The organism is Paraburkholderia phymatum (assembly GCF_040965635.1).
GTDB classification, from domain to species: Bacteria; Pseudomonadota; Gammaproteobacteria; order Burkholderiales; family Burkholderiaceae; genus Paraburkholderia; species Paraburkholderia phymatum_B.
Map to the genome: position 1 here is coordinate 127217 of NZ_JBFRCH010000001.1, position 22877 is coordinate 150093.

General features: G+C 64.8%; 21 protein-coding genes. 2 read left to right on the forward strand and 19 right to left on the reverse strand.

Annotation, left to right across the window (positions count from 1 at the left end; all coding sequences use genetic code 11):
• Positions 1–192: 192 nt before the first annotated feature.
• From AB4Y32_RS00615 to AB4Y32_RS00660, 10 genes are all read right to left on the reverse strand, one after another.
• Positions 193–1221, reverse strand: a complete 1029-nt coding sequence (locus AB4Y32_RS00615) for an XdhC family protein (RefSeq protein ID WP_368719487.1) — start codon at positions 1219–1221, stop codon at positions 193–195.
• On the reverse strand, positions 1194–1781 hold the full coding sequence (locus tag AB4Y32_RS00620) for a CoxG family protein (RefSeq protein WP_368719488.1): 588 nt from the start codon (positions 1779–1781) through the stop codon (positions 1194–1196). The genes AB4Y32_RS00615 and AB4Y32_RS00620 overlap by 28 nt, the downstream gene beginning before the upstream one ends.
• The gene (locus AB4Y32_RS00625) at positions 1772–3013 is read right to left on the reverse strand and encodes a VWA domain-containing protein (protein WP_368719489.1); all 1242 of its coding nucleotides are present in this window, start codon (positions 3011–3013) and stop codon (positions 1772–1774) included. Before AB4Y32_RS00625 ends, AB4Y32_RS00620 begins: the two co-directional genes overlap by 10 nt.
• Positions 3014–3018: 5 nt before the next feature.
• Positions 3019–3906: an AAA family ATPase gene (locus AB4Y32_RS00630; protein WP_368719490.1), complete on the reverse strand. Its 888-nt coding sequence runs from the start codon at positions 3904–3906 to the stop codon at positions 3019–3021.
• Between the two features lie 115 nt (positions 3907–4021).
• Positions 4022–4819 carry a xanthine dehydrogenase family protein subunit M gene (locus AB4Y32_RS00635; RefSeq protein WP_368719491.1) on the reverse strand — a complete coding sequence of 266 codons (798 nt, stop codon included), beginning with the start codon at positions 4817–4819 and terminating at the stop codon, positions 4022–4024.
• 13 nt (positions 4820–4832) lie between these two features.
• Entirely contained in the window at positions 4833–7226 is a 2394-nt protein-coding gene (locus tag AB4Y32_RS00640; RefSeq protein ID WP_368719492.1) for a xanthine dehydrogenase family protein molybdopterin-binding subunit, read from the reverse strand.
• 10 nt (positions 7227–7236) lie between these two features.
• Positions 7237–7737 (reverse strand): (2Fe-2S)-binding protein, encoded by a 501-nt coding sequence (locus AB4Y32_RS00645; RefSeq protein WP_368719493.1) that lies wholly within the window; start codon positions 7735–7737, stop codon positions 7237–7239.
• Between the two features lie 398 nt (positions 7738–8135).
• Positions 8136–9533 carry an amino acid permease gene (locus AB4Y32_RS00650; RefSeq protein WP_368719494.1) on the reverse strand — a complete coding sequence of 466 codons (1398 nt, stop codon included), beginning with the start codon at positions 9531–9533 and terminating at the stop codon, positions 8136–8138.
• 151 nt (positions 9534–9684) lie between these two features.
• Complete coding sequence (gene rqpR, locus AB4Y32_RS00655) at positions 9685–10341, reverse strand: response regulator transcription factor RqpR (RefSeq protein ID WP_368719495.1); 657 nt, start codon at positions 10339–10341, stop codon at positions 9685–9687.
• A gap of 16 nt (positions 10342–10357) precedes the next feature.
• Positions 10358–11251, reverse strand: a complete 894-nt coding sequence (locus AB4Y32_RS00660; RefSeq protein ID WP_368719496.1) for a sensor histidine kinase — start codon at positions 11249–11251, stop codon at positions 10358–10360.
• A gap of 104 nt (positions 11252–11355) precedes the next feature.
• On the opposite strand from AB4Y32_RS00660, the gene AB4Y32_RS00665 reads away from it, so the two are divergent.
• A complete protein-coding gene (locus AB4Y32_RS00665) occupies positions 11356–11712 on the forward strand; it encodes a hypothetical protein (RefSeq protein ID WP_368719497.1) in 357 nt (118 codons plus the stop codon).
• 55 nt (positions 11713–11767) lie between these two features.
• Here AB4Y32_RS00665 and AB4Y32_RS00670 read toward each other — a convergent pair whose 3' ends face one another.
• The 7 genes from AB4Y32_RS00670 to AB4Y32_RS00700 all read right to left on the reverse strand — a co-directional run bounded on the left by AB4Y32_RS00670 (position 11768) and on the right by AB4Y32_RS00700 (position 20004).
• A complete protein-coding gene (locus tag AB4Y32_RS00670; RefSeq protein WP_368719498.1) occupies positions 11768–12538 on the reverse strand; it encodes a ferredoxin--NADP reductase in 771 nt (256 codons plus the stop codon).
• A gap of 507 nt (positions 12539–13045) precedes the next feature.
• Positions 13046–13687 (reverse strand): LysE family translocator, encoded by a 642-nt coding sequence (locus tag AB4Y32_RS00675; RefSeq protein WP_368719499.1) that lies wholly within the window; start codon positions 13685–13687, stop codon positions 13046–13048.
• A 120-nt stretch (positions 13688–13807) separates the two neighbouring features.
• Positions 13808–14800, reverse strand: a complete 993-nt coding sequence (locus AB4Y32_RS00680) for an ABC transporter permease (protein ID WP_368719500.1) — start codon at positions 14798–14800, stop codon at positions 13808–13810.
• Positions 14801–14832: 32 nt separating this feature from the next.
• Positions 14833–15840, reverse strand: a complete 1008-nt coding sequence (locus AB4Y32_RS00685) for an ABC transporter permease (protein ID WP_368719501.1) — start codon at positions 15838–15840, stop codon at positions 14833–14835.
• Positions 15830–17395: a sugar ABC transporter ATP-binding protein gene (locus AB4Y32_RS00690; RefSeq protein ID WP_368719976.1), complete on the reverse strand. Its 1566-nt coding sequence runs from the start codon at positions 17393–17395 to the stop codon at positions 15830–15832. The genes AB4Y32_RS00685 and AB4Y32_RS00690 overlap by 11 nt, the downstream gene beginning before the upstream one ends.
• Positions 17396–17832: 437 nt before the next feature.
• The gene (locus AB4Y32_RS00695; protein WP_368719502.1) at positions 17833–18837 is read right to left on the reverse strand and encodes an ABC transporter substrate-binding protein; all 1005 of its coding nucleotides are present in this window, start codon (positions 18835–18837) and stop codon (positions 17833–17835) included.
• Between the two features lie 114 nt (positions 18838–18951).
• The gene (locus tag AB4Y32_RS00700) at positions 18952–20004 is read right to left on the reverse strand and encodes a LacI family DNA-binding transcriptional regulator (protein ID WP_368719977.1); all 1053 of its coding nucleotides are present in this window, start codon (positions 20002–20004) and stop codon (positions 18952–18954) included.
• 298 nt (positions 20005–20302) lie between these two features.
• On the opposite strand from AB4Y32_RS00700, the gene AB4Y32_RS00705 reads away from it, so the two are divergent.
• Positions 20303–21292 (forward strand): aldose 1-epimerase, encoded by a 990-nt coding sequence (locus AB4Y32_RS00705; protein ID WP_439899718.1) that lies wholly within the window; start codon positions 20303–20305, stop codon positions 21290–21292.
• A 28-nt stretch (positions 21293–21320) separates the two neighbouring features.
• Here the strand turns inward: AB4Y32_RS00705 and AB4Y32_RS00710 are convergent, their stop codons facing one another.
• Together AB4Y32_RS00710 and AB4Y32_RS00715 are read right to left on the reverse strand one after the other, a co-directional pair.
• Complete coding sequence (locus tag AB4Y32_RS00710; protein WP_368719504.1) at positions 21321–22118, reverse strand: endonuclease/exonuclease/phosphatase family protein; 798 nt, start codon at positions 22116–22118, stop codon at positions 21321–21323.
• A gap of 28 nt (positions 22119–22146) precedes the next feature.
• Positions 22147–22653, reverse strand: coding sequence for a hypothetical protein (locus tag AB4Y32_RS00715; RefSeq protein ID WP_368719505.1), 507 nt, complete (start codon positions 22651–22653; stop codon positions 22147–22149).
• Positions 22654–22877 lie beyond the last annotated feature (224 nt).

The window sequence follows — 22877 nt, forward strand, 5'->3', positions numbered from 1 at the left end:
AATATTCCGTCAAGGGAATAATGACGGCTTCGGACCTGCTGCCACACGAGCCTGAAGCTCGCGTCAGCCATCCGCAAAAATTCGATGCTAGGGATCAGAGAGACCCGGCGACAGTCAGCCGAATGGCCGATGCCGGGCAAGAGAAATCGACCACGAGCGACTCGTCATCTCGCGGCCGAACACAGCTAAAAACTAATCCGGAATACTACAAGTCGCTCCGCTGTTGGCCGCGATCTCACGCGCAGCCTTGGCGCCTTCGACTTGCAGCAAGGTCGGCAGCGACACGCCGTTCTTCGCCGCCGTCACTTCGGCAAGAATCGACACGGCGATTTCAGGCGGCGTCCTGCTGCCGATATAAATCCCGACAGGCCCATGCAGCCGCGCGAGTTCGGTTTCAGTGAGATCGAACTCCTTCAGCCTTTCGCGTCGCGCCGCGTTATTGCGCCGCGAGCCCAAAGCGCCGACGTAAAACGCGGGCGTTTTCAAAGCCTCCATCAACGCGAGATCGTCGAGCTTCGGATCGTGCGTCAATGCGATTACTGCGCAGCGCTCGTCGAGCTTCATGTCGAGCACCGTGTCGTCGGGCATCGTGCGGACCACTTTCGTGCCCGGCACGTCCCATTCATCCGTGTACTCTTCGCGCGGGTCGCACACCGTCACCTGATAATCGAGGCCCACCGCGATATTGCACAGATAGCGCGACAGCTGCCCCGCGCCGATCACGAGCATCCGGTAACGCGGGCCGTGTATCGTCAGCAGGCGTTTGTCCTCGAAGTCGACGCCATCGGTGGCCTGCGCGGGCGAAAGACTGGCGACGCCCGTTTCCATATCGAGCGTGCGCGCAACGAGGCGGCCCGCTTCGACGGCTTCGCATAGTTCGGCGATGCCGCTCGCTTTCGTCAACGGTTCCAGCACGAGCTGAATCGTGCCGCCGCATGGCAGACCGAAACGATGCGCCTCTTCCGCCGTGATGCCGTACTTCACCGCTTCGGGTTTCGTCTGCTCGATGCCGCGCTGACGCACGCGATCGATCAGATCGTCTTCGATACAGCCGCCCGACACCGAGCCAACCACCGCGCCATCGTCGCGCACCACGAGCATCGCGCCCTCGGGACGCGGCGACGAACCCCATGTCTTCACCACCGTCACGAGAAGCGCGCGATGTCCCTGATCGAGCCAGCGCGCGCTGGACTTCAGGACTTCGAGATCCACGCTGTCCATGATTTCTTCCTCTTCGGTTCTTCACCTTCGCCACCGCCATTGGCGGCAGCTTCGCCGTCAGCGGCTTCACTTACAGTGTCGCCCGAGTCGCCGGTTTTTGCTTGCGCGGCGTCACTGCCGCCCGTCACTTGCTCGCCGAAGCGTCTGAAGAACTCGCCGGCGAGCTTGCGTGCCGCGCCGTCGACGAGCCGCGAGCCGATCTGCGCGAGCTTGCCGCCGACCTGCGCGTGAGCCGTGTAGGTGAGCTTCGTCGCGTCGTCGCCGTCGGCTTCGAGCGTCACGTGCGTCTGGCCTTTGCCGAAACCTGCCGCGCCGCCCTGGCCTTCGAACACGATCGTATAGGTGTGAGGCGCGTCGATATCGGTGAGTTCCATGCGGCCCTTGAAGCGCGCTTTCACGGGACCGACGGCCGCGCTCAGCGTGACCGCGTACGCATTCTCGCCATCGGGTTCGATGCTGTCGCAGCCGGGAATCGACGCGCGCAGGATCTCCGTGTCGTTCAGCGCGTCCCATGCCTGCTGCTGCGGCACCGGCAGCGTATAGGTTTCGGTCAACTCCATGACGTTGCTCCTCCAGATAGGGCGGCGCGCGCGGCGTCGCGGGGCACGCGCGTCAATTGCGCGAGATCGCGGCCGAACGCAGCCAGGCTGTCGAGATTGTGAACAGGCTTGTGGGCATCGACGAACGGCAGCATCGCCTGAACGCCGCGCGCCTTCGGCGCAAACTCGCTGTACCGCAGCAGCGGATTGAGCCACACGATCCGATGCGCGAAGCGGCGCAAGCGGGCCATTTCTGCTTCCAGCACGTCGATCGCTTCGTGATCGAGGCCGTCTGTGACGAGCAGCACGGTCGCTCTGCCCGTCAGCACTCTGCGTGCCCAGCGCCGGTTGAATTCGGCGAGCGCCGCGCCGATCCGCGTGCCGCCCGACCAGTCGACGACCTGATCCGCAAGCGCCGCAATCGCGACGTCGGGATCGCGTTCCTTCAGCGCGCGCGTCGCGTTCGTGAGGCGCGTGCCGAACAGAAACACCTGCAAGCGTTCGCGCGATTGCAACAGCGCATGACAGAAGTAAAGCACGGCGCGCGAATAGCTGCTCATCGAGCCCGAAATGTCGAGCAGCAGCACGAGCGGCGGCTTGCGCGCGACGACGGCGCGATACTTCCACACGGTCCAGTCGCCGCCCGCGCGCACCGCATGCCGTGCGCTTGCGCGCAAATCGGCATGCGTGCCGTGCGACGCCGCTTTCAATCGACGTGTCGGTTCCATCGCGAGGGGCAAACGCTGCGCGCGAATCAGATGGCGCAGTGTGCGCCATTCATCCGCTGTGAGCGTATCGAAATCGCGATGACGCAAGCGCTCTTCGGCGCTGAATGTCACGTGCGCGTGCAGTTCGAGTTTGTCCTTGTCGTCGGATGGCGCGGCCTGCTTGCGCTGGTTCGCGTGACGCACGGCGAGCGCATCGGCGAGCCGGTTGTTGCGCTTCGGCGGCGGCACGCCACTCGTCACTTTGGGCAACAGCAGTGCGCGCAGCTTGCCTTCCCAATCGGGATCGCGCCAGAAGAGATCGAACGCGGCATTGAAGAGCTCGCGCTCATCGGGCGCGCGCACGAGCAACGCAGCGAGCGCCGCGCGCACATCGTCGCGACGATCGAGTTCGATGAAGTGCAGCGCTTCGAGCGCATCGACGGCCTGCGCAGGCGACATCGGCAGGCCCGCGCCGCGCAACAGCCGCACGAAGTGCACGACGTTGCGCGCGAGCGTCGGAGAGCCGAAATCGCGGTCGGGCATCATCGACGCTACTCCGTCGCCTCGAGACATTGCTGGATCTGCGCGGCGTCGAAACGCGCGAGATCGTCCTGATACTTGAGCAGCACGCCCAGCGTGTTCTGCACCGATTGCGGATCGAGTTCCGTCACGCTGAGCGCCGCGAGCGCGCGGCACCAGTCGATCGTTTCGGCAATGCCGGGCGCCTTGAACAGATCCATCCCGCGCAGACGATGCACGAAATCGACGGCCCGGCGTTGCAGCGCTTCTCCTGTTTCCGGCGCGCGCGCCGCGACGATCGCCAGTTCGCGTTCGCGCTCGGGATAACCGATCCACTGATACAGGCAGCGGCGCTTCAACGCATCGTGCACTTCGCGCGTGCGGTTCGACGTCATCACGACGAGGGGCGGATGCTCGGCGCGCACCGTGCCGTATTCGGGAATCGACACCTGGAAGTCCGACAGCAGTTCGAGGAGGAACGCTTCGAACGGTTCGTCGGCGCGGTCTATCTCGTCGATCAGCAGCACGCGCCGCGCGCCCGGATGGTTTTCATCGGGCAACAGCGCCTGCAGCAGAGGGCGCTTCAGCAAGAACTCGCCGCGATACAGCGTGCTGTTGTCGGGCTTTTCGCCGGCCGCTTCAGCGAGACGCAGCGCCATGATCTGCCGCGGATAGTCCCACTCGTACAACGCGCTCGCCGTATCGAGCCCTTCGTAGCATTGCAGGCGCAGCATCGACGTGCCGAGCATGCCCGCGGCCGCCTTCGCCAACTCCGTCTTGCCGACGCCCGGCTCGCCTTCGACGAAGAGCGGCCGTTCCATGCGCAGCGCGAGATAGAGCGCGCTCGCGAGGTCGCGGCTCGCGTAGTAGCCTTGGCGCGCGAGCAGCGCGAGTGTTTCGTCGATTGAAGCTGGCTGCATGGTTCTCCCGGACGCGTCGGCTCACATGGCCTAAAACAAACGACGCCGATAAACGAAATGGCCCGGACGCGCCGGGCCTCTGCATGCTCAAACGCTTTGCGGCGTCACTTGCCCGCTAGCCCAATGCCGTTCGTACCGCGCGCGCCGTCAGCACCGGTATCAGATGCGCGCGATATTCGGCGCTCGCGTGCAGATCGGTGTTGAGGTCGTCGGGTGCGATCGTCACGCCGCGCGCGGCCGCTTCGGTGAAGTTCGCGTTCAGCGCATTCTCCAACCCGGTCGCGCGGAACACCGATGGCGCGGCGCCCGTGATTGCGACGCGCACGCCGCCCGCCATCTTCGCGACGAACACGCCCGTCAGCGCGAAGTGCGATGCGGGATTCTTGAACTTCTCGTACGCCGCTTTTTCCGGCACGGAAAACTCGACCGCGACGATCAGTTCATCGGCGTGCAACGCGGTCTCATACATGCCGACGAAAAAGTCGGCAGCGGGGATGCTGCGCCGGTCAGTCACGACGGTTGCATCGAGTCCGAGCACGGCAGCGGGATAGTCCGCCGCCGGATCGTTGTTCGCGATCGATCCGCCGATCGTGCCGAGAGCGCGCACCTGGTGGTCGCCGATATCTCCGGCGAGAAGCGCGAGCGCGGGCAACACGCGCTGCACGTCCGCGTTGTTCGCCACGTCCGCATGACAGACGGCCGCGCCGATCGTCACCTTCTGCGGCTCGACGCGAATCTCCTTCAATTGCGGAATGCGCGTGACGTCGATCAGCTTCGACGGCTGCGCGAGACGCAGGCGCATCGTCGGCAAGAGGCTTTGCCCGCCTGCCAGAAACTTCGCTTCGCTGTCGGCGGTCAGTGCGGATACGGCGCTCTTCGGATCGGCTGCACGTTGATAGTCGAATGAATACATAGTCGGCCTCCGCTTAAGGACGCGCTTGTGCGCTTTGTGCAGCGTGGATCGCGGACCACACGCGATGCGGCGTGGCGGGCATCTGCAGGTCCTTGACGCCGAGCGGCGCGAGCGCGTCGATGATCGCGTTGATCACGGCGGGCGGCGAGCCGATCGCGCCCGCTTCGCCGCAGCCCTTCACGCCGAGCGGATTGTGCGTGCACGGCGTGCCTTTCGCGGTCTCGACGGTGAACGACGGCAGATCCGACGAATGCGGCATCGCGTAGTCCATGTACGAGCCGGACAGCAACTGGCCGCTTTCGTTGTCGTACACGCAGCGTTCCAGCATCGCCTGGCCGATGCCCTGGCCAAGACCGCCATGCACCTGTCCTTCGACGATCATCGGATTGATCACGTTGCCGAAGTCGTCGACGGCCGTGAAGCGCTCGATGCGCGTCTCGCCCGTATCGACGTCCACTTCGACTTCGCAGATATACGCACCCGACGGATAGGTGAAGTTCGACGGATCATAGAACGCGCTTTCGTCGAGACCCGGCTCGAGCTTGTCGAGGGGGTAGTTGTGCGGCACATAAGCGGCGAGCGAGACGTCGGCGAATGTCTTCGTGCGGTCCGTGCCTGCGACGCGGAACGTGCCGTCCTTGAACTCGATGTCGTCGGCCGATGCTTCGAGCAGATGCGCGGCGATCTTCTTCGCTTTCGATTCGATTTTGTCGAGCGCCTTCATGATCGCCGAGCCGCCGACGGCAATCGAACGCGAGCCATACGTGCCCATGCCGAACGGAATGCGCCCTGTGTCGCCGTGCACGATCTCGATGTTGTCGAGCGGCACGCCGAGGCGATCCGACACGACTTGCGCGAACGTCGTCTCGTGGCCCTGGCCGTGACTGTGCGAGCCGGTGAAGACGGTGACGGAGCCCGTCGGATGCACGCGCACTTCGCCTGCTTCGAAGAGGCCCGCGCGCGCGCCGAGCGCACCCGCGATGTTCGAAGGCGCGAGGCCGCACGCTTCGATGTAGCACGAGTAGCCGAGGCCGCGACGCTTGCCGTTCTTTTCCGACACCTGCCGGCGCGCGTCGAAGCCTTTCACGTCCGCGAGTTCCAGCGCGCGACTCAGGCAGGCTTCATAGTCGCCTGTGTCGTAGGTGAGGCCGACGGGCGTCGCATACGGGAACGAGCGGATGAAATTGCGCCGGCGGATTTCAGCGGGCTCGATGTTCATTTCGCGCGCGGCCGTTTCGACGAGCCGCTCGACGACATACGTCGCTTCGGGGCGGCCCGCGCCGCGATACGCATCGACGGGCACCGTGTTCGTGAACACTGCTTTCACTTCGGCGTAGATCGCGGGCGTCGCGTACTGGCCCGCGAGCAGCGTCGCGTAGAGGATGGTCGGTATGCTCGACGCGAACGTCGACAGATACGCGCCCATGTTCGCAATCGTATGCACGCGCATCGCGAGGAACTTGCCGTCGGCGTCCATCGCGAGTTCGGCTTTCGTCACGTGATCGCGGCCGTGCGCATCAGACAGAAACGCTTCGGAACGCTCGGCAGTCCACTTCACCGGACGGCGGATTTTCTTCGAGGCCCACGTCAGCGCGACGTCTTCCGCGTAGAGGAAAATCTTCGAGCCGAAGCCGCCGCCGACATCCGGCGCGACCACGCGCACTTTCGATTCCGGCAGCGACAGCACGAACGCCGCCATCAGCAGCCGTTCGACGTGCGGATTCTGATTCGCCACATAGACGGTGTAGCTGTCGTCCTGCGCGGAATAGCTCGCGTTGACTGCGCGCGGCTCGATTGCGTTCGGCACGAGGCGGTTGTTGACGATGTCGAGCGTCGTCACGTGATGGGCTTTCGCGAATGCGGCATCCGTGGCCGCCTTGTCGCCGTGGCCCCATGTGTAGCAGGTGTTGTCGGGCACTTCGTCGTGCACGGCGGCCTGGCCGGAATCGGCGGCATGCGCGGTGTCGACGACGGCGGGCAGCTCGTCGTAGATCACATCGATCAGCTCGGCGGCGTCTTTCGCCGCTTTCACCGAATCGGCGATCACGAGCGCGACCTGATCGCCTACGTGGCGCACTTTCGTATGCGCAATCACCGGGTGCGGCGGCTCGTTCATCGGCTTGCCGTCGACGCTGTGAATCAGCCAGCCGCACGGCAGCCCGCCGACGTTTTCAGCGGCGAGATCGGCGCCCGTGAAGATCGCGACCACGCCGGGCGACTGCTTCGCCGCTTCGGTGTCGATGCTTTTGATGCGCGCGTGCGCGTGTGGCGAGCGCAGGAATATGGCGTAGGTCTGGCCGTGTAGAACGATGTCGTCGGTGTACTGGCCGTTGCCCGTCAGGAAGCGATAGTCTTCCTTGCGCTTGACGGGCATGCCCACCATGCGCTGCGTATCGGGTGCGTTCATGGCGGGCTCCTCAGGCGGTCGCGCCGGCTGTCGACGACGCGCCGGCTTTCATGCCGGCCGCGCCCTGAATGACGGCCTTGACGATGTTGTGATAGCCCGTGCAGCGGCACAGGTTGCCGACGAGCTGACGACGCACGTCGTCTTCCGTGAGGTCCGGATTCGCTTCGGCGAGCGCGGTCGCGCTCATCACCATGCCCGGCGTGCAGAAGCCGCACTGCAGGCCATGGCATTCGCGGAAAGCCGCTTGCATCGGATGCAGCTCGCCGTTCTTCGACAGCCCTTCGATCGTCGTGATTTGCTGGCCTTCGGCCTGCACGGCGAGCATGTTGCAGGACTTGATCGCGCGGCCGTTCAGATGAACCGTGCACGCGCCGCATTGTGCGGTGTCGCAGCCAACGTGCGTACCCGTCAACCGCAACTGTTCGCGTAGAAACTGGACAAGCAGGGTGTGTGGCTCGACGTTCGCGGTGACGGGTGAACCGTTCACCGTCAGACTGATGCTGATCGCCATGAACTGTCTCCTTGGGGACGCCCTTGGAATGAGCCCCGGATGGGGCGAAACCGGCTCGGGCCCGCGTTCACTACCTACCGCCTGCCTGCTGTGAGGGTCCGGTTCGGTTGGTGCTTTTATCTTTGTGCCAAAAAGTAAAACACAAAAAAGGGTAGCAGGCTATGGGGCGAACCGCACAGGGAATGACAGATCGTTGAGTTTGAGAAGATGCTGCGGTGCACGTGCTTGCATTGCGCTTGCGTCGTTGCGCCTAGGGTGTGGAACGTGCGCGGCACGCGTCCCCGATTGACGGCTTGACGCCTCGACATCTTGAAGCCTGAAATGCAAAACGGCACGCCGCGCGTGCCGTTTCGTTCAATGCGCCTTTGTTATTGCTGTGGCGGCGCGCGCGTTTGCGATCAATGCTGACCGTGCGCCAGTTTCGAATGACGGCGCGAGTAGCCGAAGTACACGAGCATGCCGATCACGAGCCAGATCACGAACGCGATCCACGTGACGGCGCTTAGGTTGACCATCAGGAACAGGCACGATGCGACGGCGAGCACGGGCAAGACGGGCACGCCCGGGCAGCGGAACGCGCGCGGCAGGTCGGGATGCGTGCGGCGCAGGACGAGTACGGCGATCGACACCATCGAGAACGCCGCGAGCGTGCCGATGTTGATCAGTTCAGCCAGCACGTTGAGCGGCACGAGCGCGCCGATCAGACCGAAGACGATGCCGACGAGCCACGTCGTCGCGAACGGCGTCGCGAAGCGCGGATGCACCTTCGACAGCGCGGCGGGCAACAGGCCGTCGCGCGACATCGCGAAGATCACGCGCGTCTGGCCGTATGCCATCACGAGAATCACGGTCAGCATGCCGAGCACGGCGCCGAGATCGATGAAGCCGGCGACCCAGTTCTGCCCCGCGACCTGCAACGCGTACGACACCGGGTGCGAGACGTCCGCGAATTGCGCGGACGGCACGATGCCCGTCACGACGGCGGCCACGGCGACATACAGCACCGCGCACACGCCGAGCGACGCGATGATGCCGATGGGCAGATCGCGCTTCGGGTTCTTCACTTCTTCCGCCGCCGACGACACCGAGTCGAAGCCGATGAACGCGAAGAACATCACAGCCGCCGCGCCGAACACGCCGTTCCAGCCGTTCGGCATGAACGGATGCCATTTTGCGGGCGTCACATGGAACGCGCCGACGGCGATCACCAGCAGCACGACCGTCACCTTGATCGCGACCATCAGGTTGTTGACACGCGTCGATTCGCGCACGCCGACGGACAGCAGCGTGGTGATCGCCATCATCACGAGGAAGGCGGGCAGGTTGAAGAGCGTCTCGTGACCGGGCAGCGCGCCGGACGCCGCCGTCAGCGCGACGGGCAGCGATATGCCGAAGCCCGACAGCAGCGATTGCAGATAGCCGGACCAGCCGACCGACACCGCCGATGTCGCCAGGCCGTATTCGAGCATCAGATCCCAGCCGATGATCCACGCGGCCAGTTCGCCGAGCGTCGCGTACGAATAGGTGTAGATCGAGCCGGCGACGGGAATCGTCGACGCGAATTCGGCGTAGGCGAGCGCCGCGAAGCCGCACGCGATGGCCGCGATGATGAACGACAGCATCAGCGCCGGGCCGGCCTGCACGGCGCCCGTGCCCGTGAGCACGAAGATGCCGGTGCCGATGATGGCGCCGACGCCGAGAAAGGTGAGGTCGAGCGCGCCGAGCGCTTTCTTCAGGCCGGCGGCCTGTGCGCCGGCGATCATGTGTTCGACGTTCTTCTTACGAAAAAGGGACATCTGGCGGGGTCTCCTGTGAAGCACGCGTGTGGGGCGCGGCCAATGTCGGGGAAAACCCGCAATTTTAGCGGAAGTGGGCTGGTGAACCCTTTCTGGCGCGCAACGGGCACGCGCGACTTGCGGTCGCGGCGCGGCGTCGCCGTGCGATCGATCAGGCCGTCATCGCCGGATTCAGGTCGACGAGACGGTTGCTCATCACATAGAAGGTGAGCTCGGCGTTGTTGCGCAGCTTCATCTTTTCGAGCAGCCGCGTTCGGTAGACGCTCACCGTCTTCACCGATAGCGACAGCGCAACCGCAATGTCCGTCAGACGTTTGCCCGACGCGAGCATGCACAGCGTCTGGTATTCGCGGTCCGAGAGCTTTTCGTGCGGCATCTGCTCGCCGTCGTATGACACGTAGTCGGCAAGCGCTTCCGCCATCGCGGGGCTCACGTACTTGCGGCCCGCCGCGACCTGCTGGATCGCGGAGATCATCTGCACGGTGTCGACCGTCTTCGACAGATAGCCGGCCGCGCCCGCCTTCAGCGCGCGCACCGCGTACTGGTCCTCGCGATACATCGAGAACATCAGCACGGGGATGCGCGGCACCTTGCGCTTCAGGCGCTTCAACACCTCGACGCCATTGATGTCCGGCAGCGAGATGTCGAGCAGGATCACGTCGTACACGTGCTTCGAGGCCTGCGCGAGCGCTTCGGCGCCCGTCTGCGCCTCGTCGACGTCATCGGCGACGCCGCGGTCGATCAACAACTGCCGCACGCCCTCGCGAACGACGGCGTGGTCTTCGGCAATCAGAATGCGCAAGCTCATGAGGAAATACCGGTATTCACAGACGGATTGCAGTGCGCCGCGCGCGCGGGCGCGACGCGTTGCCGAGCAGCGCTTTCCACGCGAAACGGGCCCGTACGGTGGTGCCGCGCGGCTGACCGGCGGGAGCGGCGGCAATGCGCAAGTCGCCGTCGAACGCATTGCAGCGCGCGCGCATGCCCGCGAGGCCGAACTGGCGCTCGTCCTGGCCCGCGTGCGGCGGAATGCCGATGCCGTCGTCGCTGACGACGATGCTCAGATGGGTGGCAGTGGTTTCGATGCGCATGTCGGCGCCCGCCGCACGCGCGTGCTTCGCGACGTTGTTGAGCGCTTCCTGGGCGACGCGGAACACGGCCAGCGACGCATCGGCGGAAAGCCGCGTGAGGCGCGCATCGGCGGCGCACACGAAGCTCATGCGCAAGCCCGTGCGCGCGGCGAAGCTGTGGGTCCAGTGCGACAGCGCGTTGACGATGCCTTTGTCGAGGGGCGGCGCGTGCAGGTCGGCGACGGCGTGCTGGGCGGCTTCCGTCACGGCGTCGAGTGACCGCTGCGCCGTTGCGAGCGCGGTCGCGCATTGCGCCGGCGCGTCGGCGGGCAGCCACGTTTCGATGCCGGCCAGCGCGAAGCGCGCGGCCGTCAGTTCTGCGCCCACGCTGTCGTGCAGTTCATGCGCGACCTGGCGGCGCGTGGCTTCCTGCGTGCGCGTCAGTTCGACGGCCAGTTCTCGCACGCGCGCCTGCAGACGCGCGACCTCATCGCGCGATGCTGCCTGCGTGGCGGGAGCCGCCGGCTTGCGGGCGGTGCGGGAACGGCTCGCGAGACGATCGGACGCGCGCGGTTCCGGCTGCTGCGCGTCGCTCGCGAGCGCGGCCGCGCTGTGCGCGTGCATCGGGACGACGATCGACGTATCCATGGTCCCGCTCACGAAACCGATGGGCCGAAACGGCAGCCAGATATCGACAGCTCATAGACGAAAGAACGCATGCGAACCTGATCCCCAGATATGCCCGCCGCAGCATGATTCGCGACGGAAAAACGCTACGCCACAGCGTAACGAAATTTACATTCTGTAACAAAAAGACGGCAGTTTTGTTAATAGTCTGTCAAATGAAGCCGCGCTGCGATCATATCTTAAAAAAAGAAAAAATGGCTGTCCATGTTGGTTTGCCGCGTATTTTTTACGCAGTGAATCAGGTCGGCGGCCATTTGTGTCAGAAAAATTCCTACACAGAAAATGGATTGGCTGCCATGGAATTTGTAACCGCGCGTCCGACCCGGTTGCCGGGCGGTGACGCGCGTTCCGCGAGCCGTTCCCCGAGAGGAAAGGGCGCACCAAAAGAAAAACCGGAGCGCGAAGGCTCCGGTTTCGGGTGATGCGGCTTGCGTGGCCGCGACGAAGGGCCGCGCCGCGTCTCGTGCGGCTAAATGCTCAGCCGACGAACGCCTTTTCGACGACGTAGTGACCAGGCGAGTTGTTGCTGCCTTCCTGGAAGCCCAGGCTGTCGAGCAGTTCACGCGTGTCGCGCAGCATGTGCGGGCTGCCGCAGAGCATTACGCGGTCGTTTTCCAGCGAGAAGTGAGGCAGGTCGAGGTCGTCGAACAGCTTCTTCGTTTCGATCAGATCCGTGATGCGGCCACGGTTCGCAAACGCCTCGCGCGTGACGGTCGGGTAGTACACCAGCTTGTCGCGGATCAGTTCGCCGATGTGCTCGTGCGCCGGCAGGTGATCCGTGATGTATTCCTTGTACGCCAGTTCGTCGACGAAACGGCAAGTGTGCGTCAGCACGACCTTTTCGTAGCGGTCGTAGATGTCCGGGTCCTTGATGATAGACATGAAGGGAGCCAGGCCCGTGCCCGTCGACAGCAGCCACAGCGTCTTGCCGGGCAGCAGGTTGTCGGCCATCAGCGTGCCCGTCGGCTTCTTGCCGATCAGCACCTGGTCACCGACCTTCAGGTGCTGCAGACGCGACGTCAGCGGGCCGTCCTGCACCTTGATGCTCAGGAATTCGAGGTTCTCTTCGTAGTTCGCGCTCGCCATGCTGTAAGCGCGGATCAGCGGCTTGCCGTCGACTTCGAGGCCGACCATCGTGAACTGGCCATTCTCGAAGCGGAACGACGCATCGCGCGTGCAGGTGAAGCTGAAAAGCGTATCGGTCCAGTGATGGACGCTCAGGACGGTTTGTGGATTCAGGTTGCTCATGGCTTCTTCGATGGTGCGAAAACAAGGTCGGCCACACAAAAAGCGGGGCCGGCACGGCAAAGGCGATGCATCGTCCCGTGTCGGCAGCGACGTGGGCATGATGCGCAATCCGTTATTTTAGCGCGTCAGCACACCGGGCATTGCCGCGGCGGGTTGGACGGTGAACCGGGGATCTGTCCAGCGCCGGCGCAGGTGTTGTTCGGGCTGTCGCTCGATTCGCCGGAACGGACGACTGCGGCGCGGCTAGAGCGCACTGCTGGGGTGGTTCGGAACTGGGTCCTGTGCCCGGTTGTCGACCGTCGCGGGTGTTGCCCTTCGGGTCTCGCCCATCCCGGCGGGCTCCGGACTACGCCCGCGTGACGGGCGCTTGCCTGTAGTCGTCGAATGACGGCAGCCGCTCCACAGGGCGCTGGTAAGCGCTATTTCAGGATAATACCGGAAACGGATCACGCACCGCAGCATTGACCCTTCTGGCGAAGCTGGAACCGTGGGGTGTCGCGTGTGCCGTCAGCTTTCCGCCGCGAGCTTCGCGCCGAGCCCGACGAGCACCGCGCCGCACAGGCCGTCGATGGGCCGGCGCAGGCGTCGATAGCCGCGCTGCGTGCGCTCCGTCGCGAACATCAGCGCGACGCTGCTGTACCAGCTCGCCGACATCGTCGCGATCATCGCGAGCGCGACGCCGTAGAACCACATCGGCGGATGCGCGGGAAACATCGTCGCGAACACGCTGGTCCAGAACGCGCACGACTTCGGATTCGTCAGGCACGTGAGCAGGCCCGAGCGCCACGCGCGGAAGTATGCGCCGCGGTCGCTGGCGGGTGGCGTCTCGACCACGACAGCGGCGGCGTCGCCGCGCTTCGCGCTCGAACGCAGCAGCTTGAAGCCGAACCACACGAGATACACCGCTCCCGCGATGCGGATGCCGTTGTACAGCCAGTCGATCCGCTGCAGCACAGTCGCGAAGCCGAGCATCGCGAGCGAGGCCCAGATCGTCGATGCCGTGCCGACGCCCAGCGCCGACGCCGCGCCGAGTCCGCGCCGTCCCGCCAGCGAAAGCTGCGTGATCATGAAGAAGTTAGGGCCGGGACTCACGAGCGCGATCAGATAGACGATGGCGATTTGCAGCAGGATCGGCAGGTAGTGGTGCATGGCGACGATATGCCGCACCGGACGGCGGCGTGTTGGGCTGAAAGGGAACGACGGGAACCGCGATCTTACTCTCGCCAACGCCCGTTTGAATGCCGGCGACGCATGGATTCAACCCGGATTTCAACCCGCAGCCGGTCCCGCGTCCGCGTCCGCGCCGGTTTCCGCGAACGGGTGCTTGTGCGCGCGCTGCTTGAGCACGCGCGCTTGCAGCACGATCACGAGCAGCAGGAACACGCCGCGAATCACCGACTGCCAATACGCCGACAGGCTGATATAGCCGAGCCCGTTCTCGAAGTTCAGCAGGTTGAACACGAGGCCGAGCAGCAACACACCCGCGATCGTCATCGCAATCGATCCTTCGCCGCCCGTCAGCAGCGTGCCGCCCAGCACGACGGCGGAAATCGCGAACAGCTCCCAGCCGACGCCTTCGTTCGGCTGCCCCGCGCCGAACTGCGCGGCGAGGATCACGCCCGCCAGCCCCGCCAGCAAGCCGCTTACCGCGTACACGGCGACTAGCGTGCGATTGACGTTCAGGCCCATCAGCCGCGCCGCTTCCTCGCTGCCCCCGATCGCCAGCGAATGCCGGCCAAAGCGCGTGCTGCGCAGCGCGAGCCAGCCGGTGACGGCGGCGACGAGCGCGATGAGCCCGGGAATCGGCAGGCCGAACAGATCGCCCTGGCCGAAGTTGGCGAAGTTCGTTTCCGACGAGACCGACACCGCATCGTTCTTGCCGAGCAGCAGCGCGAGGCCGTGCGCGCCGAGGCTCGTCGCGAGCGTCGTGATGAACGGCAGGATCTTCATCCGCGTGATGATGACGCCGTTGATCACGCCGACCAGCAGCCCCGCGCCCGCGCCCGCGATCACCGCGATCCAGCCGCCGTATGGACTCGCGAGAGCCGACACGACGCTCGCCAGCGCGGCGACCGTGCCGACGGACAAATCGATGCCGCCCGTGACGATCACGAAGGCCATGCCGACGGAGATCAGCGCGAACATCGAGTTGTAGCGCCAGAAGGACATGATGTTGTACCCGGACGCAAAGTGCTCGTAGCGCACGAGGCCGAGCACGATCAGCGCGCCGAGCGCGATCAGGATGGGCAGGTTCTTTTTCATCGGATCGTGTCTCGCAAGATCGTTCGAGTGCTTCAGCGCGAGCGCCGCTGAACGTACACCGCCGCAATGATGATGGCCGCCTTGACGACGAGCGCGGCCGCATCGGGAATGCCGTGCGCGAGCAGCGTGTAGCGCAGCAGCTGGATGATCAGCGCGCCGATCAGCGTGCCGCCGATATACGCCTTGCCGCCCATCAGCGCCGTGCCGCCGACCGCGACGGCGGCAATCGCGTCGAGTTCGATGCCGAGCCCGACGACGTTCGCATCCGACGACGAATTCACCGAAATCGAAATCAGCCCCGCAAGCCCCGACAGCGCCGCGCACAGCGTGTACGCGATCATCTTCACGCGCGCGGTCGGCACGCCGCTCAGGTACGCCGACTTCTCGTTGCCGCCCGTCACGAGCAGATACTGGCCGAACAGCGTCTTGCGCACGACCCACGCGAAGAACGCGACGAGCGCGAACATCAGCAGCACCTGGAACGGAATGCCCGCCACCTTGCCGAGCGCGATCCACTGGAACGCGGGATTGTTGAAGGCCTGAAGATTGCCGTCGGTGACGACCTGTGCGATGCCGCGTCCGGCGATGAACAGCACGAGCGTCGCGACGATCGGCTGCACGGCTAGCCTTGTCACGAGAAAGCCGTTGAACACGCCGCAAAGCGCGGCGGCCAGCACGGGCAGCACAAACGCGAGCGCGATGCCGGACGGGCCGGCGATGTGCATGAAGAGCATCGGCGCGAGCGCGCCCGCAATCGCCATCGATGCGCCCACGGACAGATCGATGCCGCCCGTCGCCACAACCAGTGTCATGCCGATGCCGACGATCACGATCGTCACGACCTGCGTCAGATTGACGTTGAAGGTTTGCAGCGACCAGAAGTGCTGCGTGAACAGCAGATTGAAGACGAGCATCGCGAGCAGTACGACGATTTCGCGCTGAATCGCGAGACGTCGTTTCTTCTTCACCGTCTGCGTGTCAGGCGCCGATGCCGTCGCGCCGATCCGCGCGGCGTCGTTGCGCAGCGACTCATGAGCCATGACGGTTGCCCTCCAGTGCATCGCCGACATGCGCGGACTGCGCCGCTTCCACCAGTTGCGACGTGCCCGCGTTGCCCCAGGCAATCGCATCCATGATCGCGGATTCGCTCATGTGCGCGCCGTCGAGTTCGGCGACCGTGCGTCCGTCGCGGATCACGACGGCGCGATCGGCGACGGCCGTCAATTCTTCGAGTTCGGACGCGGACAGCAGCACCGCCATGCCTTCGTCGCGCAGCTCACGCACGATCTTCGCGACATCGGCCTTGGCGCCGACGTCGATGCCGCGCGTCGGTTCGTCGAGCAACAGCAGCGACGGCTGCGCGGCGAGCCAGCGCGCGAGCAGCACCTTCTGCTGGTTGCCGCCCGACAGCTCGCGGATCGGCTGATCGGGCGAGCGCAGCTTGATGCCGAGCGATGCGATGAAGCGCTCGACGATCGCCTGCTGCTTCTTCACATCGACGACACCATGCTTCGACAGCATGCGCAGACAGACGAGCGTGAGGTTGTCGCGCACCGACAGGTCCGGCACGATGCCCTCCGCCTTGCGGTCTTCCGTGAGATACGCGAGACCGCGCGCGATCGCGTCTTGCGGCGACTTGAGCGCGACCGTCTCGCCGTTGATCGATAGTGCGCCGCGCTCGGCCGGGTCCGCGCCGAACAGCAGGCGCATCGTTTCCGTGCGGCCGGAGCCGAGCAGGCCGGCGAGGCCGACCGCTTCGCCCGCGTGCACGTCGAGCGACACGTCGCTCACTTTCGGACGCGCGGCGAGATGGTGCGCGGAGATCGCCTTGTCACCGCGACGCGCGAGATTCGCTTCGCGCGCGGCGCTGTCGTCCTGCACGACGGCGGCGAGAGTGCGGCCGAGCATCGTCGTGACGAGCTGGCGCTTGTCGATGTCCTTCATCGTGCTCTGCGCGACCGTCTGCCCGTCGCGCATTACCGTTACGCGGTCGCACAGCGCATACAGTTCGTCGAGACGATGCGACACGAAGATCACCGCGCGTCCGTCGTCGCGCAGCTTGCGCACGACGCTGAACAGCAGCTCGACTTCACGTTCGTCGAGCGACGAAGTCGACTCGTCCATGATGACCATCTTCGCGTCCGACGAAACGGCGCGCGCGAGCGCAACCATCTGTTGAATCGCCGTCGAATAGCTGCCCGCGGGCTTTCTCACATCGATCTGCAAGCCGAACGATTCGAGCAGCGCCGACGCGCGCCGCTGCACTTCGCGCCAGTCGATGAGACCGAAGCGGCGCGGCTCGCGTCCGAGAAAGATGTTTTCGGCGACCGAGCGGAACGGCACCAGGTTGATCTCCTGATAGATCGTGCTGATGCCCGCTTCGCGCGCTTCCTTCGGCGTGCGGAAGTCGATCTCGCGGCCTTCGAAGCGCACGCTGCCGCCCGAGCGCCGATAGGCGCCCGTGAGGATCTTGATCATCGTCGATTTGCCCGCGCCGTTCTGGCCGATCAGCGCGTGCACTTCGCCCGCCGCGACGGTGAGATTCGCGCCGCGCAACGCGGGCACGCCGCCGAACGAAATGTCGATGCCCTGCATGTCGAGCAGGGGCGCGCGCGCGGAAGACTGTGGAGCGTCGGAATGCGCGTCGGCTTGCGTCACATACGTCTCCTTACGTGTCGACGGGAGTTAGCGCTTTAGCGCTTGCTCCCGTCCCATGCAGAGCGGCCGACGCGAGCTGCCGTGTCGACCGATGCCTTTGCTGCGTGAGCCTCAGCGTAGTGGCGACGGACAGCGCCGCGCGACGAAGAACGGCCGCCGTCGGACCGCGACGTCCATGGTACGCCCGACAAAGCGAAGCGACGGCCCGTCGAGCGCGGAAACGCGCGCAACGGACACGTCGCTTCGAACCCTTCCCGTCAGCGGGGCGCGCGTGCGCCTCGATGAGGCACTGCCTGTCCGGCCTTGCTGCGCGTCTCTTGCTGCATGGATCGAGGCGCGCACGGCCGGGTCACTGCTCGATGAACGCCAGCCGCTCAGTAACCGTACTGCATGCTTTCCTGAACGTTGCTCTTGTCGTAGAAGCGGTCCGACACCTTGACCCAAGTCGGAATCTTTTCGCCCTTCGCGAAGCGCTGCGCGACATCGCACGCGAGCGGGCCGAAGAACGGGCTCGACTGCACGCTCGCGCCGAGTTCGCCCGAGGCGATCGCGTCGAGGCCGCCCTTCGTGCCGTCGATGGTCACGATCTGGATGTCCTTGCCCGGCTGCTTGCCGGCCGCCTTGATCGCGGCGATCGCGCCGAGCGCCATTTCGTCGTTGTGCGCGTAGACTGCCGTCACGTCCGGGTGCGCCTGCAACAGCGTTTCCATCACCTGGCGTCCTTTGTCGCGCGCGAAGTCGCCGCTTTGCGACGCGATGATCGACATGCCGGATTGCTTCGCGATCACTTCATCGAAGCCCTTCTTGCGGTCGTTCGCAGCGGAGGCGCCCGTCGTGCCTTCAAGCTCGATGATCTTCGCCTTGCCGCCCGTCGCCTTGATGAGCCAGTCGGCGGCGCGGTGGCCCTGGTCGATGAAGTCGGAGCCGATGAACGTGATGTAGTCGCGGCCCGCCTTCGCGACCGACTGATCGACGTTGCGGTCGACGAGAATCACGGGAATGCCCGCCTTCTTGGCTTGCAGCACGACGGGTGCGAGCGGCTTCTCTTCGCGCGGCGGGAACACGAGCAGATCGACATGCTGCGCGATCATGCTCTGAATGTCGGAGACCTGTTTCGAGTTCGACCCGTTTGCATCGGTCATCACGAGCTGCCAGCCGCACTTCGCGGCGATCTCCTTGAAGCTTCTCGTTTCGGCAAGACGCCACGGATTGTTGCTCTCCGTCTGCGCGAAGCCGACTTTCAGCGGCGTTTTGGTGGCGAGCTTCGGCAGGTCGTCGGCCTGTGCCGACGCGACGCCGAAACCCAGAGCGACTGCCACGAGCGATGCGGCGAGCGGCTGAAGCCGTTGCCGGCGCGAATCCCGATTGTGCGACGCCATGTCTTCCTCCAGGTACCAGTTGGGTATGTTGTGTTTTTTTGCTTCAACTGCCGCCGGCACTCCGGTGATGACGTGACCGGTCGCGCCGATTATTTCATCGCGAATTATTATCAGTCAATCACTAATAATATTAATTGCTGGCGCTTTTGCCTCGGTAATTACCCCGACCGATCCGCGCTCGATCAGCGGACCGTCGAGCTTCACCATCCGATGACGGACGGGCGCGCCCGCCGCCTGGTTCTGCACTTCCTGAAGCAGCGTTTCGACGGCCCAGCGGCCAAGTTCGTAGTTCGGCAGCACGACGGTCGAAAGCGGCGGATGCGTGTGGCGTGCGATCTCCTGATCGTCGTAGCCGAGCACGGAGACGTCGTCGGGGACGCGATAGCCGAGTTGCTTCAGCGCCTCGATCGCGCCGAGCGCCATCAGGTCGTTCGCGCAGAAGATCGCCGTAGGCGGATGCGGCTCGCGCATCAGCGAAAGCGTGTGCTCGAAGCCCGTGCCCGAGCTCCAGTCGCCATCGCGCACCATCTCCGGCGCGAACGGCAGGTCGGCGGTGGCAAGCGCGGTGCGGTAGCCCTTCAGACGGTCTTTCGCGGCGTCCTGCCAGTGCTCGCCGTTGATATAGCCGATGCGCCTATGGCCCGCGCGCAGCAGGTATTCCGTCGCAACATGGCCGCCCGCGACTTCAGCTGGCACGATCGACGACTGGCCTCCCTCGCTCGTGTAGCAGTTCAGCAGCACGGTCGGCACGCGCGACAGCGCGGCGGGCAGCGTCACCTTGCGCGTGTAGACGGTCGCGTAGATCACGCCGAATACGGTCGGGCTCGCGAGCACGGCATCGAGCACCTGCTGCTCGATGTCCGCGTTGCCGTGCGTCGAGTACACGGCGAGCAGCTTGCCGCTTGCATACGCGGCGTCGCGCGCGCCGTCGACGTTCACGACGGGGTGCGGGCTCGTCGAGATCTCGTCGGCGAGATAGATGATCAGGTTGCGCTCGTCGGAAGACCGCGGCAGCGGTTCGCGCGGGGCGAGCCGGTAGCCGAGTTCCTGCGCCGTCTTCAGCACCTTGTTGCGCGTGGCTTCAGAGAACTTCGCGCTGGTCGCGTTGTTGAGGACGAGGGAAACAGTCGATTGCGATACGCCGGTGAGCTTGGCGATATCGGTCATCGTCGGGCGGCGCTGGGTCGATTTTTTCATTGATCTGGCCGCGCAACGCGGCTTGTAGACAGGGATGCCGCAGGCATCGTCGTGCAGACGGTAGCACTAATAATATGCGCCGGACAACACGCGCAAACCCCGCTTTTCTGGCCGTCGCTCGTCAGTCTGATGAGCCGCCTTTCCGGATAAATTATTACTAATAATATTGACCGCAAGGCTTCGACGTGCGATTCTCGGTCGCGCGAGCCGCTTCGGCATGATGGGACGCCGCCTTGCGCCGCAACCGCCCACGCCAACTCAAACGATCATGCGCGAAGCCTTCTTCACACCGTCTGCCGCCGACGACGTGGCCACCGATTTGCGCCTCGACGATCCTTTGCTCGTCGTGCTGACGAGCGGCGATACGACGCTCGTGGTCGCGCCGCACGTCGGCGGATCGATCGCCGCTTATTACGAAACGGTACGTGAATGTATGTCGCGACGCGTGCTGCACTGGCTGCGTCCCGCGACGCGCGCGGCCATCGCCGGATGCGATCCGCTGCGGATGGCGAGCTTCCCACTCTTTCCGTACTGCAACCGCATTCGAGATGCGCGCTTCGAGTTCGACGGACGCACGATCGATCTGGCTTCGGACGACGACGGGTTCGCGCACGCGCTGCACGGTCACGCGTGGAAGAGACTGTGGCGAGTCGGCGCGCGCACGGCCACATCCGTCGAACTGCATTTCGAGCATGTGCCCGATCCCGCAGTGCGCGGCGACTGGCCGTTCCGTTATCGCGCGAGCCAGCGCGTCGAATTGCTGGGCAACGCGCTGCGCATCACGCTTGCTGCGCAGAATGTGTCGAGCGATCCGATGCCGTTCGGCATGGGTCATCATCCGTATTACCCGCGCACGGCGAATACGACGATCACCGCGAACGTCGGGCAGATGTGGCACACCGACGTCGACGTGCTGCCGACTCACCTCGGGCCTCATCCCGCCGTCGACGCGCTGAAGCACGGCATGAGCGCCGATGCGTTCGATCTCGACAACAACTTCAGCGGCTGGGCGCGCGAAGCGACGGTTGCGTGGCGGGACGAGCGTCGTCGGTTGACGTTGACGGCCGAAGCGCCGTTCGATCATCTGGTGGTTTTTGCGCCTGCAAACGAGGCGCAATTGTGCGTCGAGCCCGTCACGAACACGACCGACTGCTTCAACGCGAAGGACATGCAGGTGCGCGAGCGCGCAGGCTACCGGGTGCTAAAGCCCGGCGAAACGATCAGTGCGCAACTCGTCTGGACGCCGCGGCGCGACTGACCGCGAAGTTCGCAACGCAAATTCGCGTTTATTCGACGCGCAGCCGCGCCATATACGGCAGGTGATCCGATAGCCACGCGGTTTCCTGCGCGGGCTGTATCCATTCGATGGGCTTCATGCCGCGCACGAACATCTTGTCGAGCGCGAGCGCAGGCGAGAACGCGGGGAACGTGCGGCCCGGCTCGCCGAGCAGCGTCGCCACTTCTTCGAGGCCGTGTTCGCGGAAGAGCGGCACCGAATCGTTGCGCCAGTCGTTGAAGTCCCCCGCGAGCACGAGCGGACCGTCCGGCGCTTCCTTCGAGATCCAGTGCGCGATCCAGTGCATCTGACGCAGCCTGGCTTGCCGTGTCAGCGCGAGGTGCGCGCACAGTAGCGTCACCGCATGGCCGCCGAACGTCGCGCGCGCGACCAGCAGCCCGCGCCGCTCGAAACGGTGCGCGGAAATGTCCCAGCGTCCGCCGAGATCGAGCGGATGCGGCGACAGGATCGCATTGCCATGCCGCCACGACGGCTTGAACACGTTCGGTCCGAGCGCGATCTGCAAATCCAGCGACTCGGCGATTTCGGTTGCCTGGCAATGCCATACGTCGTTATCGAAATCGCTCATGCGTGCGCCGAACGCGCTGGCCAGCACGGGCGCGGGCATCCGGCGAGCCATCGCTTCCTGCAGGAAATACGCATCGGCATGAACGGACTGCACCCAGCGCTGCATCGCCTGCCATGCCTGGAAGCCGAGCGGCGAACGGCCCTTGTGCAGATTCCAGCTCACCGCGATGAAGTCTTTCGGGTCGATGTTTTCGCGTATCAGTTCTTCGGGGTTTCGCATGCCGCGTTATCCACGTCGTTCGTTGAGTTCACGGATTGTCTGCGACGCTTGCACGCAACCGATAGACGAGATTCGGGTCCTTGTCGACGATCGTCCATGTGGTCCAGTCGCCCGGCGGCACCTTCAGCGCCGGATGATTCGCGCTCACCTGGCGCGGCTGTGGCGGCAGTTTGCATCCGGTGTCCGTGGTGCGCATGCCCGGCTCTTCGAGCGTTTCCTGCGCGTCGATCGAAAACGTGACGCCGGTCGTATCCACCTGTGTCGGCGAGACGGTCAGCGTGCGCGCGAGATCGATGCTGCCCGCCGGCACGTCCTTGCAGCCGACGCTGTTCTGCACCACGTGATGATGCGTGTCGGTGCGCGCCTGGCCGACGGTCGTCGTGCCGTCGAACGTATCGATCTGCTGGCCGTCGCGGATCACCTGCAGTTCCCATTTGACGACGGCCGTCGCGGGGCGCTGTTGCGCTTGAGCCATCGGGGCCTGTGCGATCAGCGCGGTGCCGAGCAGGACGGCGGCGAAGCTGGTTTTCAACATGAAAAGAGAGTCTCCGGAATCGCTGCGTTTCGCTAAGCGTGCGGTATCCGCGCGTTCTTTCTCGCGACCGCCGACCATCTTACGCTTTATCGGGATAACGGTTTTCTGACACCCGATCCGGAGCCAAGGTTCAGGGTCCGGCGGTAACAGTGCATTGCAGATAAGTGCGCGGACGTGGCGATTCAAGCAAGCGCCACGTCAGCCGAGGCGTTAGCAGCACACCC